This is a genomic window from Streptomyces sp. NPDC048514 (genome assembly GCF_043199955.1).
Taxonomy (GTDB): domain Bacteria; phylum Actinomycetota; class Actinomycetes; order Streptomycetales; family Streptomycetaceae; genus Streptomyces.
This window is the reverse complement of sequence record NZ_JBICWT010000003.1, coordinates 292,556-305,207: the sequence shown is the minus strand read 5'-3', so window position 1 is coordinate 305,207 and position 12,652 is coordinate 292,556. Positions and strand designations below refer to the sequence as shown.

The 12,652-nt window shown below is 72.5% G+C and carries 11 protein-coding genes; 6 read left to right on the top strand and 5 right to left on the bottom strand.

Annotated elements, in window-relative coordinates:
* The first annotated feature begins 253 nt into the window (after positions 1-253).
* The 4 genes from ACGFT2_RS07340 to ACGFT2_RS07325 all read left to right on the top strand — a co-directional run bounded on the left by ACGFT2_RS07340 (position 254) and on the right by ACGFT2_RS07325 (position 5,921).
* Positions 254-1,321, top strand: a complete 1,068-nt coding sequence (locus tag ACGFT2_RS07340; RefSeq protein WP_393274428.1) for a polyprenyl synthetase family protein — start codon at positions 254-256, stop codon at positions 1,319-1,321.
* A 349-nt stretch (positions 1,322-1,670) separates the two neighbouring features.
* Positions 1,671-3,200: an FAD-dependent monooxygenase gene (locus ACGFT2_RS07335; protein ID WP_393274427.1), complete on the top strand. Its 1,530-nt coding sequence runs from the start codon at positions 1,671-1,673 to the stop codon at positions 3,198-3,200.
* A gap of 346 nt (positions 3,201-3,546) precedes the next feature.
* Positions 3,547-5,247, top strand: coding sequence for a cytochrome bc complex cytochrome b subunit (locus tag ACGFT2_RS07330; RefSeq protein WP_393274425.1), 1,701 nt, complete (start codon positions 3,547-3,549; stop codon positions 5,245-5,247).
* Between the two features lie 317 nt (positions 5,248-5,564).
* Entirely contained in the window at positions 5,565-5,921 is a 357-nt protein-coding gene (locus ACGFT2_RS07325; RefSeq protein ID WP_393274424.1) for a DUF3099 domain-containing protein, read from the top strand.
* Between the two features lie 380 nt (positions 5,922-6,301).
* Here the strand turns inward: ACGFT2_RS07325 and ACGFT2_RS07320 are convergent, their stop codons facing one another.
* Positions 6,302-6,502, bottom strand: a complete 201-nt coding sequence (locus tag ACGFT2_RS07320) for a DUF6059 family protein (protein WP_393274422.1) — start codon at positions 6,500-6,502, stop codon at positions 6,302-6,304.
* Between the two features lie 362 nt (positions 6,503-6,864).
* On the opposite strand from ACGFT2_RS07320, the gene ACGFT2_RS07315 reads away from it, so the two are divergent.
* Positions 6,865-7,722 (top strand): sigma factor-like helix-turn-helix DNA-binding protein, encoded by an 858-nt coding sequence (locus ACGFT2_RS07315; RefSeq protein WP_393274420.1) that lies wholly within the window; start codon positions 6,865-6,867, stop codon positions 7,720-7,722.
* Positions 7,723-7,976: 254 nt separating this feature from the next.
* Positions 7,977-8,747 carry an isoprenyl transferase gene (locus tag ACGFT2_RS07310; RefSeq protein WP_393274933.1) on the top strand — a complete coding sequence of 257 codons (771 nt, stop codon included), beginning with the start codon at positions 7,977-7,979 and terminating at the stop codon, positions 8,745-8,747.
* A 180-nt stretch (positions 8,748-8,927) separates the two neighbouring features.
* Here ACGFT2_RS07310 and ACGFT2_RS07305 read toward each other — a convergent pair whose 3' ends face one another.
* The 4 genes from ACGFT2_RS07305 to ACGFT2_RS07290 all read right to left on the bottom strand — a co-directional run bounded on the left by ACGFT2_RS07305 (position 8,928) and on the right by ACGFT2_RS07290 (position 12,375).
* Complete coding sequence (locus ACGFT2_RS07305) at positions 8,928-9,380, bottom strand: DUF5707 domain-containing protein (protein WP_393274418.1); 453 nt, start codon at positions 9,378-9,380, stop codon at positions 8,928-8,930.
* A 212-nt stretch (positions 9,381-9,592) separates the two neighbouring features.
* The gene (locus tag ACGFT2_RS07300; protein WP_393274416.1) at positions 9,593-10,777 is read right to left on the bottom strand and encodes a cytochrome P450; all 1,185 of its coding nucleotides are present in this window, start codon (positions 10,775-10,777) and stop codon (positions 9,593-9,595) included.
* Positions 10,778-10,808: 31 nt separating this feature from the next.
* Positions 10,809-12,176 carry an NAD(P)/FAD-dependent oxidoreductase gene (locus ACGFT2_RS07295; protein WP_393274414.1) on the bottom strand — a complete coding sequence of 456 codons (1,368 nt, stop codon included), beginning with the start codon at positions 12,174-12,176 and terminating at the stop codon, positions 10,809-10,811.
* Positions 12,166-12,375: a ferredoxin gene (locus ACGFT2_RS07290; RefSeq protein ID WP_393274413.1), complete on the bottom strand. Its 210-nt coding sequence runs from the start codon at positions 12,373-12,375 to the stop codon at positions 12,166-12,168. The genes ACGFT2_RS07295 and ACGFT2_RS07290 overlap by 11 nt, the downstream gene beginning before the upstream one ends.
* Positions 12,376-12,652 lie beyond the last annotated feature (277 nt).

Here is a 12,652-nt window from a genome sequence, read left to right as displayed (position 1 = left end):
GTGCGTCTCATACCCCCCGACGCTGTCCAGACGTAACCATGGGTGCACAGCGAGGCTTCCACGGGACTGTTCAGGGTGTCAACGTTCACCGTTCACAGTCCATCGCCCCTAAAGGGGAACTCCAGTTCCGCCCCATGCAGGCCTCGTCACCGAGGGCCGGGCGCACGCTCGAACAGGCAAAGACGGCCTGGTCAGCAGGCATCTACAGCGCGCCCGCTCAAGTCCCCCTGCATTTAAACCCGAGGAGATACGTGTGACTTCGGACGTGACCACCGGCACCGGCCAGGAGCCCGCCGCCCTCGCCCGCCGCACCGGCGCCGAACTGCTCCGGCGCGTGGAGGACCGGCTGCGCTCGCTCCTCGCGGCCGAACGCGACGTGTGGGCCGGGGTCGACGAGCGGGCGGTCGTCCCGATCGACGCGCTGTCCGACCTGATCGAGTCGGGCGGCAAGCGCATCCGGCCCGCCTTCTGCATCACCGGCTACCTCGCCGCCGGTGGCGACCCCGGCAGCCCCGGCATCGTGGCGGTCGGCGCGGCCCTGGAGATGCTGCACCTGTCCGCCCTCGTCCACGACGACGTCCTGGACGATTCCAGCCACCGACGCGGACTGCCGACCGTGCACACGAGGCACATGGCGTTGCACGAGAGCAGCGGATGGCAGGGTGAGCCACGCCGGTACGGCGAGGGCGTGGCCATCCTCGTCGGCGACCTCGCGCTCGTGTACTCCGGGGAGTTGATGTCCGAGGCGCCGAAGCCGGCCCTGCCGGAGTGGAACAAGCTGCGTTCCGAGGTCATGATCGGCCAGTACATGGACGTCCACGCGGCCGCGGCGTTCTCGGTCGACCCCCGGCTCTCCCGCCTGATCGCCAAGATCAAGTCCGGCCGGTACACCATCCACCGGCCCCTGGTGGTCGGCGCCAACGCGGCGGGCCGCAGCGACCTCGCCCCCGCCTTCGAGGAGTACGGCGAGGCGGTGGGCGAGGCGTTCCAGCTCCGTGACGACCTGCTGGACGCCTTCGGCGACTCCGCGGACACCGGCAAGCCCACCGGCCTCGACTTCACCCAGCACAAGATGACACTGCTGCTGGGCTGGGCGATGCAGCGCGACGAGCGCATCCACGCCCTGATCACGGAGCCGGGGCACACGGCGGACGAGGTGCGCCGCCGTCTGGTGGACACCGGTGTCCCCGCCGACGTCGAGAAGCACATCGACGCCCTCGTCGAGAGGGGCTGCAAGGCCATCGCCGACGCGCCCGTCGACCGGGTGTGGCGCGGTGAACTGACGGACATGGCCATGCGGGTCGCCTACCGCAAGGCGTGAGCCCCCATCGGTCCCACCCCGCCCCCGCCTGCACCGGTCCGGCCCGTCACTCCGCTATGCGGCACCCCGTGAACTCGATGCCCGCAGGAGTCCCTTTCGTGACTGCCTCGACATCCGCTTGAGCCGCCGCCCCGGCCGGCGCCGCACGAGCAAGCCGCCCGCTCCGGCCCTCCGGCGCCCGAACAGCCCGCCCCACCAGGCACATCGGACCCGTACGCGCCGGACGGCGGCCGGCCCGGGCGGGGCCGCGGCGTTGTTCCGGTGCCCCGCGCACGGCCGGGAATGCCCTGCCGCAGTGCGGCTCCCGCCGCGCATGATGCATCCACGACGCACGGGAGGGGGGCCGGAGATGAGCCTGGAGGCATGTGCCGTCGACGAGGACGGCGGGCACGGACACGCCGTGGTGATCGGCTCCGGCTTCGCCGGGCTCGCAGCGGCGCGCGCTCTGGCCAACTTCATGGAACGGGTCACCGTGATCGATCGCGACCGGCCGCCCCGGGGCGCCGGCCGGCGCCGCGGCGTGCCCCAGGCCCGGCACACGCACCTGCTCATGCCCGCCGCGCACGAGGGACTGGAACAGCTGTTCCCGGGCATCGTCGCGGACCTCACCCGCGCCGGAGCGGTCCCCGTCCACCTGTCCCGGGACATGCTGCTGCTGGGCCCGGCCGGCTGGCTGGCCCGTTCCGAGGCCGGCCCGGCGGCGCTGAGCGCCGGCCGCGACCTGATCGACGCCGTCGTACGGGACCGGCTGCGCGCCGATCCGAAGGTGACCTTTCTCGCGGAGCACGAGGTCGTCTCGCTGGAGCCCGGCAGACAGGACACCGTCGTCGGCGTCTGGGCACGAGGCCGGGACCGCCGGCTCCCCGACGGCTGGGGTCCCCGGCGCCTGATACCCGCCGACTTCGTCGTGGACGCCACCGGACGCGGCTCGTGCGCACCACGCTGGCTGGCCGAACTCGGCTACCCGACACCCGTGGAGACGCTGGCCCGTACCGGGATCACCTACGCCTCCACCGTGTTCGCCCCGCCCGTCGGCCATGTCGCCGACTGGAGCAGCCTGCTGCTGCTGGGCTCACCCGACCAGCCGCGCCAGGGCGTACTGCACCCCATCGAGGGCGGCCGGTGGTCGGTGACGCTCAGCGCCGCCGACGGCGGCCCGCCGCCCACCGACCACGACGGGCTGCTGCGTGCGGCGGGTGCCCTGCGCCACCCCCTGCTGCACGAGGTCATCGAGGCGGCCACCCCCCTGGGCCCCGTCTACGCCTGCGACCGTACCGACACCCGCTGGCGTCACTACGAGAAGCTGCGCCGCTGGCCCGACCAGTTCCTCGTCATCGGCGACGCCCACGTCGCCCTCGACCCGGCGCACGGCCACGGGATGACGCTCGCGGTCCAGTCCGCACTCGTCCTGGACCACATGCTGGCCTGTCACGGCACCGCCGTCGGCCTCAGCTACCGGCTGCGCCGTGCCCTCGCCCGGCATCTGGCGCCCGCCTGGCAGGCGAGCCTGCGCAACCCGGCCGCGGCCGGTCTGGGCGACAAGCAGGCGACCGGGCTGCGGGCCCGGCTCGGCCGGTGGTACGCGGCCCGGCTCGCCGCCGCCGCGACCACCGACCCGGGCATGGCGAAGCTGCTCCTCGCACGCCTCCAGAGCGGCATCCCGCCGACCGCGGCGCTGTCGCCCCGCCGCCTGTGGGCCGTGCTCCGGGGCCGGCGCGGCCCCCTGTCCGCGCCACCACCCAGTACCACCCACGGCCCGGACGCGCGGCGCCGGCGCCCCACGGCGCCGGCCGTGCCCGCCACCGGGGCCTCCATCGGCGTCACCCGGTCGCCGCGGCCCCTGAGTTCGTCGGCGCACCGGAGCGGCAGCGGCCGGTGAGCGCAGACGGCACCGTGTGTGTGACCTCGGGACCGCGTGGAAGACGGTCCCCGCCCGCGCGAGGGGAAGAGGCGGCAATTACGCTTTCAGGTATGGCAGAGATGAATCAACTGCACCCGGAAAAAGGCAAGTTGGATCATCGAGGGCGAGACGAGGCCGGTGAACCGGCCGCGAGATCACGCCTGTTGGGCACGGGCGAACGCGCCGTGCATATGGAAGGCTCGCAACTCACTCGAACGTCAGTGGAGTTGAGCCCGGTGTTTGGCTTGAAGGCGGTTGTCCGGCCGAGGCACGCGTCGATAGCGTGCCAGCCGTTCCAGGGCATGCGAGGGGAGAGCGCGCGAGTATGAGCACGACCGAGAGGGTGCCGCAGAGCGAGCGCACCACGACGTCGAGGGGAGAGCGCGTCGCCGACTGGGCGGACGGGCGGCTCGGGATCTACAGCTTCCGGTTCTTGATCCGCAAGGTGTTTCCCGATCACTGGTCCTTCATGTTCGGTGAGATATCCCTCTACAGCTTCATCATGCTGCTTCTCACCGGCGTGTGGCTCACCCTGTTCTTCGATCCCAGCATGAGCGAGACCGTGTACCACGGGTCGCACGTGCCCCTTCAGGGCGTCCAGATGTCGCAGGCGTATTCCTCCACTCTCGACATCAGCTTCGAGATCCGCGGAGGCCTGTTCATCCGCCAGCTGCACCACTGGTCGGCCCTCATCATGATCGGTGCGCTGTGCCTGCACACCATGCGGCACTTCTTCACCGGGTCGTTCCGCAAGCCGCGCGAGGCCAACTGGCTGATCGGCTTCGTCCTCCTCGTCCTGGTCACCCTCGAGGGCTTCGTCGGCTATTCACTCCCCGACGACCTGCTCTCGGGCACCGGCCTGCGTATCGCCGAGGGCGTCACGCTCGCCATCCCGCTGGTCGGAACGTATCTGCAGATGTTCCTGTTCGGCGGTGAGTTCCCGGGCACGGACGTGATCCCCCGGTTCTACAGCATCCACATCCTGCTGATCCCCGGAATCGTCGTCGCCCTGGTCACGGTCCATCTGATCCTGGTCTTCTACCACAAGCACACCCAGTTCCGGGGCCCGGCCCGCACCGAGAAGAACGTCATCGGCCAGCCCCTGATGCCGCACTACACGGCCAAGGCCGGCGGCTTCTTCTTCCTGGTCACCGGGGTACTGGCGATGCTGGCAGGCATCGCCCAGATCAACCCCATCTGGACCTACGGCCCCTACCGCCCCGACCAGATCTCCCAAGGGTCCCAGCCGGACTGGTACATGGGCTTCCTCGAAGGCGCCCTGCGAGCCATGCCCGCGTGGGAGTTCACCACCTGGGGCGGCTACACGATCAACCTCGGCGTCATCCTCCCGGCCGTCGTCCTGCCAGGTCTCATGGCCGGCGTACTCGCCATGTGGCCCTTCCTGGAGGCCTGGGTGACCGGGGACACCCGCGAGCACCACCTCCTCGACCGCCCGCGCGACCACCCCACGCGGACCGCGTTCGGCAGCGCGTTCATCGCCCTGTACATGGTGCTGTTCTTCGGAGGCGCCAACGACATCCTGGCCGAGCGCTTCCATCTGTCCCTGAACGCGATCACGTATTCGGTACGGATCGGAATCTTCCTCGTCCCGGCGCTGACGTACATCGTCGCCAGGCGCATCTGCCTCGGACTGCTGCGGCGGGACAAGGACAAGCTCCTGCACGGCCGTGAGACCGGACGGATCAAGAGGCTCCCGCACGGCGAGTTCGTCGAGGTGCACGAGCGCCTCGACCGCGGACAGGAGTACGCCCTGCTGTCCCGGGAGGCCTACGAGCCGCTGCCGGCACCCGCGCCGGAACAGGACGGTGTGCCCAACCCGCACGTCCACAAGCAGATGCTGCGCCACCGGCTCAGCCGCTGGCTGTACGGCGGGCAGATCGCGAAGCCGACACCGCAGGAGATGCGGGAAGCCCTGGCCCACTTCGACCACTCGTCCGACAAGCATCTGGCTCCCGGCGCGCGGCACCCCGTCGAGGAGCGGGAGCCGAACCCCGAACTGCACTGACCCGGCGGCACGTGGCGGAGCTCCGTGCCAGTGTGGGCGGCGCGGGTGATCAGGGGACGATCACCCGCGCCGCTGTCGTCGCCCTGGACGTACGCCGCCGTCGACCCAGGTGAACAGAGGGCGTTCATCCCCTCCGCCGTACTCGCCGCGGATGAACAGCGGGACGGACGGTCCCGCCGCTGCCGCCCCGGCCCGACGACGGGCGCCGTCTTGGAACCGACCGCTCGTCCGCACCACGCGAACACCCCGCCCCGCTCCCAGGGGACCGCAGTATCCGGCTCTCCGGCGCACTGCGCCGGAACGTTGACGGAGGCCCGATGAGCCGAACCGCACGGAACCGGGGCGGACCCCGGGCCGAGTCCATCACCGGGGCGCGCACCGGTCTGACCCAGGACGTGCGCGGTCGCCAGCGCCGCTACCTCGCCGCCATGCTGGTGCGCACCGTCTGCGTGGTGCTGATGGCGGTCACCTGGAACCGCTGGCCGGTCTTCGCGGTCTGCGCCATGGTCGGCGGGGTCGCCATCCCGTACGTGGCCGTGGTGGTCGCCCAGGCCGGCTGGCGTCAGCAGCGGGGTCACCGGCCCGCGCTGACGCGTGCACACGAGGAACCCGCCGAACGTGTCCTCCTGGAACCCACCCTGATCCTGCCCCCGGAACGCAACGCGGCGGGCTGAGTGCGGCCGCGTCGGCGACTTGCGGTGCCCCGCCCGTGGGGCCCAGCGCAGTCCCGCCGTCCGTCGCTCATCGCGGTGTCCGGCACCGGCGGGCCGCCGCCCCGCCCGGTGCCGGTGGGTTCTCGCCCCGCCCGGTGCCGGTGGGGCGCCGCTGTGCCCCGGTGCCGGTGGGTTCTCGCCGCGCGGCTGCGTCCGTCGTGCGCCACCCGGCTGCGTCCGTCGTGCGCCACCCGGCTGCGCCGCAGCACGCCGGGGCCCACGGCCGACCGCCACGCCGGGACCGTCCGGCCCCGAACCCACCCCGTACGCCTGCCCTTTCGAAGCGCCGCTGCCGGACCCCCGGCAGCGGCGCTTCTTCGCGTTTGTCCGCGACGACGGGCCTATCCCGCCTCCAACTCCCGGACCAGCCTGCGCTCCAGCGGCGTCAGCGGCACGTCCGCGCACAGCCGCTCCGGGTGGCCGGGGGCCGGCCCGGTCAGCGGCTCGACCTCGGGGTGCGGTCCGATGTAGAGCGTGCCGAGCGTCGACAGGGCACGGCAGATCGCACGGCCCACGGCGCGGGGGCACGGCAGGTGCCACATGGCGGCCTCCTTCGAAGTCTCGGCGACGGACGTCCCGGTCACTGTCCGGCCACGGGCCGGAGAACCACCTCAGAGCGGCTCAAGCGCCGCCGCGCCTGCCGCGCGTCCCGGCCGCCGCGCCTAGCCGCCCCGGCGTTCCGGTCACCGTGTACCGGTCACCGTGCCTAGCCGCCCCGGCCTTCCGGTCACCCCGTCCCCGTGACCGCGCTCCACCGTCCGGCGTCCCCCCGGCCGGCGGCCCGCAGTCACGCCAGGCCGTGGCGCGGCACCGTTCCCTACCCGCCCGGCCGAAGCCACGGCCATGGAGGCGTCGGCAACCGCCGGCCCACCGAATGACGGCCCGGACCCAAGGAGGAGCCTGCGTGAGCCGGATCGAACGGTTCGAGGAACTGCGGCCCCTGCTGTTCTCGATCGCCTGGCGGATACTGGGCAGCGCGAGCGAGGCGGAGGACGTGGTGCACAACGCCTGGCTGCGCTACGAGGCGGCCCCCACAGCGCCCGCCTCCGGCGAGGCGTTCCTGTCCGCCGAGGTCACCCGGCTCTCCGTCGACAGGCTGCGCCCGGACCGCCTCCGGCGGGAGCCCCGTCCCGGATCCCGGCTCCCCGGCCTGCCGGACGATCGCCGCGCAGGCCCGCGACGGCCGGACGATCGCCGCGCAGGCCCGCGAGAACCGGTTGAGTTGCCGCAGCCGCAGCCGCAGCCGCAGCCGCAGCCGCAGCCGCAGCCGCAGCCGCAGCCGCAGCCGCAGCCGCTGTCCCTGTCGTCGCCGGCCGTGGTGCTCCTCGAACGTCTGCCTCCGCTCGAGCGCGCGGTCTTCGTGCTGCACGTGGTCTTCGGTCACGACGTGCCGGAGATCGCGGCGGCGGTGGGATGCTCGCAGGCGGCGTGCCGACGGCTCGTTGCCGCCGTACGCGAGTTGCGCGGGTCGCATGAGTCGCTTGAGGCGCGCGGGATGCGCGACGGTGGCGACACCCTGCCGTGGCCGGCCTGCGTCGCCGGAGCGAATCAGGTGGCCCGGGTGTTCACCGCGATCGTCCCGGCACTGGCCCGCATAGGGGTCACCATGCGGCCGCATCAGGTGGACGAAGGTCCAGGCGTGGTCTTCCTCGACCGGAACGGGAGCGTTCTCGGCTCCCTCGCGCTCGACATCCTCGACGAGCGGATCCAGACGATCCGCTGGGTGACGAAACCGAACGGATGCGGCAGCCGGGCCCCCTGAGTCGCCGCCGCCTGGGCGCGGCAGCGGGGCGTTTCGAGCGGGCGGGCCGTCCCGCGGCTGATCCTGGCCGTCACCGTCATGGCCACCGCGACCGGGCCCGCGGCCCCCCACCAGGTCCATGAGCCGACGCAAAAAGGATGGTTCCGCCGAGGGGCCGGACCGGACGGACCCGGGCGATGGCTGAAGGTCCCCACCGGGCGATACGGTATCGCTCGCAAGCCGTTGGTGGGGACGAAGGGACATGGCACGTGGCACTGAGGGCGCTTCGCTCGGCATTGGAAGCCCTGTACGTCAGGCGCCTGACGCGCAAGCTGGAAGGACTGCCCCGTCCACAGCACGTCGCGATCATGCTCGACGGGAACCGCCGGTGGGCCCGCGGAGCCGGTCACGACGATCCGCGAGAGGGCTACCGCGTCGGCGGGGCGAAGGTCGGCGACTTCCTGCGCTGGTGCGATGCCGCGGACATCGAGCACGTCACCCTCTGGATGCTCTCCGACGACAACCTCCACCGGCCTCCGGCGCAGCTCGGGCCGCTGCTCCAGATCATCGAGGAGACCGTGGCGAGCATCTGCGCGGCCGACGAGGACTGGCAGATCGAGGTCATCGGCTCCCTGGACCTGCTGCCCGGGGAGACCGCGCGTGTCCTGAAGGACGCCGTCGCCCGCACGAACGGCCGCACGGGCCTCAGGGTCGACGTGGCGGTCGGGTACGGCGGCCGCCGCGAGATCATCGACGCGGTCAGGACCGCCTTCGACAAGCACATCTCCGCCGGAGGCGATCCGCGGGAGCTGGCCGAGGACTTCGACCTCCAGCACATCTCCGACAACCTGTACTCCTCGGCGGGCCGGGACACGGACTTCATCATCCGCACCTCCGGTGAGCAGAGGCTGTCCGGCTTCCTGCTCTGGCAGTCCGCTTACGCGGAGGTGCACTTCGTCGAGGTGCTGTGGCCCGCGTTCCGCCAGATAGACCTCCTGCGCGCGCTGCGCTCGTACGCCGCACGCGAACGCCGCTACGGCAGATGACCACCTGCCGGGCCCATCGATCTCGGGCCGTCCGCGCCCACTCCCGGCGCCACCCCGGCCGAAGCCGACGCCACGTCGAGCCGTCCCCGGTGCACGGGACAAGGCCCCGCCGAGGGGCCGGGGAGGCGTGAACGCCCCGATTCCCGTGGGGTGGTGCCCCCGGCCGCGCCTGCGGTCGGCTCAGCCGATGGTGAAGCTCGCCGCTTCGGTGTCCAGGGTGGTGGTGCCGTCCTCCGCGCCGGCGAGCACGGCGACGTGCCAGGGACCGCGTGGCGACGAGGCGGCCTCCGCGCCGGTCACCGCGGTCCTGTAGGTGCACTTCACGGTGGTGTCGCCGGCGTGCTCGCAGGTGGCCGCCTCTGTTTCGGCCATCTCCTTCGCGGTCGGCTCCTTCCCGGCGAGGGAGGAGTCCGCCGGCCAGGCGAGGACCTTCAGGCTCTTGACGCCGGAGGACGCCGTGACCTCGGTGGTGAAGGTGAACGAACCGTTCCGCCCGCCGTCGGGGGCGGTGTAGCGGGCGGTGCCGTGGGCCAGGGCGGGCGGCTGCTCCCCGGCGTAGGCGAGGGCGAACGCTCCGGCGCCTGCGAGGACGACCACACCGGCGGCCAGGGACACGGCGGTACGTCGGGACATGATGTTTCTCCGTTGCTGTCTCGGCTGGGTGGAGCCGGCGCTCTGTGCCGCGCCGCTGTGCCGATGCTCGCAGCGCGAGGGCGGCCCGGACGTGAGTACGGGTACTCAACTCGGCCTGAGCCGCGCGCCGCGCCGTACCCGTCGGTCCATCCGCTCCCGCACCCCGGGCGCCCCGATGCCCGCGGCGGCCGGACCCGTGCCGTCAGGTGGTCTCAGCCCTGGACGCGCAGGTGGCGCGGGCCGCGGAGCATGGCGTTCTGCCGGTAGGGGGGCGGGTCCTCGACCAGGCGTGCCGTACGCAGGTGGGGGAGCAGCGCACGGAGGGCGGACTGGGCCTCGAGGCGGGCGAGCGGAGCGCCGAAGCACAGGTGGATGCCGTTGCCGAAGCCGAAATGCTGGTTGTCCGGGCGGGTGGGGTCGAACCTGTCGGGCTCGGCGAAACGCTTCGGGTCCCGGTTGCCCGAGGCCAGCGCCAGTACGACGGACGTGCCCTCGGGGATCGTGGTGCCGGCGACGTCGATGTCGGTCAGCGGGACGCGCTCGCGCATGTGGACCGGAGGCTCGTAGCGCAGCAGCTCCTCGACGGCTTGCGGCAGCAGTTCGGGTTCGCGGAGCAGCTGGTCCACGTGCTCGGGCCGGCGCAGCAGGGTGAGCACCCCGTTGGCGATCAGGTTGACCGTGGTCTCGTGCCCCGCGATGAAAAGCAGCACGGCTGTCTCCGCGAGTTCCTCGTCGGTGAGCCGCAGCGACGGGTCGGGCTCGTTGGCGAAGGCGGAGAGCATGTCGTCGCGCGGATCGCCGCGGCGTTGCGCCGCGAGGTTCAGCAGATACCCGCCCATCTCGATCCGTGCCTGGTCACCGGCCTTGGCCGTGTCGGGGGTGTCCTGCCCGGGCCTGACGTCGGCGGACTCGACCAGGGCGTCGGACCACCCCCGGAACAGCGACTCGTCCTCGCGCGGCACGCCCAGCAGACGGCAGATCACCGAGACCGGCAGCGGATAGGCCAGGTCGTCGACGACGTCGATCTGCCGCCCCTCCCCGAACGACTCCATCAGTTCCGCGGTGATCCGGTCGATCTCGCCGCGCATGGACTCCACCCGGCCCGGGCTGTGGGGCGGACCGAACGGCCGCATGGCCAGCGTGCGCAGCCGGTGGTGTTCCGGGTCGTCGAGCCGCAGGAACGGCGGTTTGTGGGTCACCTCGCCACTGACGCGGGGCAGGGCGCTCATCCGGGGGTCGTGGAGCAGAGCGGCGATCTCGTGGTAGGTACCGACGAGACAGCTGCCGTCCGCCTGCCACACCGCGGGACCGGCGTCGCGCAGTTCCGCGTACAGCGGGTAGGGGTCGGGGCGGCTGGCGTAGTCGGTGATCCGTGCCAGCAGGGTCTCGGAGTCCATGGTGGCTCCTCGGAGTCGGGCTGGACGCGGGTCAGCCGGTGGGCTGCCCCAGCGTCAGCCGCCGATCGGGAAGATGCCCCGTGAGGGCGACGGTCGGGCCGTGGGACAGCACGGCCGGATCCGGCACGTCGGAGGGGATCGGGACGTCCGCCGTGATCGCACGGTCCTGGGCGCCGGGCGGGGGCGGGAACGGGGCGGCCGTCTCGATCAGGTGCCGGTAGTAGTCGAGCGCCTTGGCCATGTCGACGGTGACCGCGGCGGTGACCCGGCCCCGGTAGCCGTAGACCATGGCCAGCCGGCGCGCCTCCAGGGAGCCCTGGGCGATGACCACGTGGTCGGAGTAGGTGGGCACGCCCACGGATTTGATGTTGAGCCCGAACTGGGTCGACCAGAACGACGGGACGGACAGGTGCGGGCGCCGCAGGGGCCCCGGGCTGACCATGTTGTGCGCTGCCACCTCGGCCTGCTCGACCGCGTTCCCCCAGTGCTCCAGGGAGAGCATCTGGTAGCCGAACAGCGGGTGCGGGAAGCGGGAGACGTCCCCGGCCACGAAGATGTCGTCGGTGACGATCCCGTACATGTCGAAGGCACGGCACCCGGCGTCGCAGGCGATCCCGCGCGGGCCCGCCGCGAGCCCCGAGTCGGCCAGCCACTCGACGTTGCGGACCGCGCCCAGCGCCACGACGCAGACGTCTGCGTCGACGCGGCTGCCGTCGGACAGCTCGGCACCGGTGAAGCCGCCGTTGCCCCGCAGAGCCGTGACCGTCACGCCGGTGCGCAGGTCCACGCCGTGATTGCGCTGCATGACGGCGGCCAGCTTCGACAGGGTGCCGCCCAGCGCGCCCACCAGGGGTGCGGGGCCGCGTTCGGCGACCGTGACCTCCAGCCCTCGCTCCCGGCACGCCGAGGCGATCTCCGAACCGGTGAAGCCGCCGCCGATCACCAGCACCCGCTCCGGCCCGGCGTCCAGCCGTTCGGCCAGCCCACCGGCGTCCTCCCGGGTGCGCAGCGTGAACACGCCGTCCAGGGCCGCCTGCTCCGCATCGGGCCAGGGCCGCGCCCGCGTCCCGGTGGCGATGAGCAGCCGGTCGAACGGCAGCGACTCTCCGTCGTCCAGCGTCACACGCTTCGCTAGCAGGTCCAGGCCGGTGGCGCGGACGCCCAGCCGCCACTCGGCGTCCGGATCCCGCCGCATCGGCAGCCCGGTGGTGTCCGCCCCGGCGCGGCCCAGCAGCACCTGCTTGGACAGTGGCGGCCGGTCGTAGGGCGGATGGGGTTCCTCCCCGACCACGGTCAGCGAGCCGGTGAAACCCTCCTCGCGCAGCGCCTCCGCGGCCCTCAGCCCGGCCAGCGACGCGCCGACGATGACGATCCGCCCGTCGGTGAGGTCACCGGACACCGCCGCTCACCTCCTCACCGAGCAGGATCGCCTGTACCGGGCACGCCGCCGCGGCCAGGCGCACCCGCTCGATCTGGTCGTCCGGGACGGCCGTGGCGTACAGCAGCCCCTCCTCCCCGTGCAGCTCGAAGACGTCCGGCGCGTGGAACACGCATTGGGCGTAGCCCTGGCAGCGCGTGAGGTCGACAACGGTCCGCATCGTCACCACTTCCTCCGTTGTCCCTCCCCCCTCATGTCCAGCATGAGGGGGGAGACGGAGGCTCGCACGGCCAGACCGGCGAGGGCGGATCGCTCTCCGGGCCGGGCGCGGCAGCCGGCGCCCGGGTGCGGGCCACCGGCGGCGCTGCCCGAAGCCAGGCGCGCTGAGGCGCCGAGGGAGAAGCCCGCTCCGTCTCGGTGAGATGACGACCGGTGCCCCCCGACTCACCCTGAACGCGGGGGAGTTCAGAGCCGTGCGCCTACTGCTTCGCGCGTAC

What these genes read in the sequence shown, in the direction of transcription:
- ACGFT2_RS07335 (WP_393274427.1), top strand. Translation starts at nt 1,671, where the DNA reads ATGAGCCTGGAGGCATGTGCCGTCGACGAGGACGGCGGGCACGGACAC.
- ACGFT2_RS07330 (WP_393274425.1), top strand. Translation starts at nt 3,547, where the DNA reads ATGAGCACGACCGAGAGGGTGCCGCAGAGCGAGCGCACCACGACGTCG.
- ACGFT2_RS07325 (WP_393274424.1), top strand. Translation starts at nt 5,565, where the DNA reads ATGAGCCGAACCGCACGGAACCGGGGCGGACCCCGGGCCGAGTCCATC.
- ACGFT2_RS07320 (WP_393274422.1), bottom strand. Translation starts at nt 6,502, where the DNA reads ATGTGGCACCTGCCGTGCCCCCGCGCCGTGGGCCGTGCGATCTGCCGT.
- ACGFT2_RS07305 (WP_393274418.1), bottom strand. Translation starts at nt 9,380, where the DNA reads ATGTCCCGACGTACCGCCGTGTCCCTGGCCGCCGGTGTGGTCGTCCTC.
- ACGFT2_RS07300 (WP_393274416.1), bottom strand. Translation starts at nt 10,777, where the DNA reads ATGGACTCCGAGACCCTGCTGGCACGGATCACCGACTACGCCAGCCGC.
- ACGFT2_RS07290 (WP_393274413.1), bottom strand. Translation starts at nt 12,375, where the DNA reads ATGCGGACCGTTGTCGACCTCACGCGCTGCCAGGGCTACGCCCAATGC.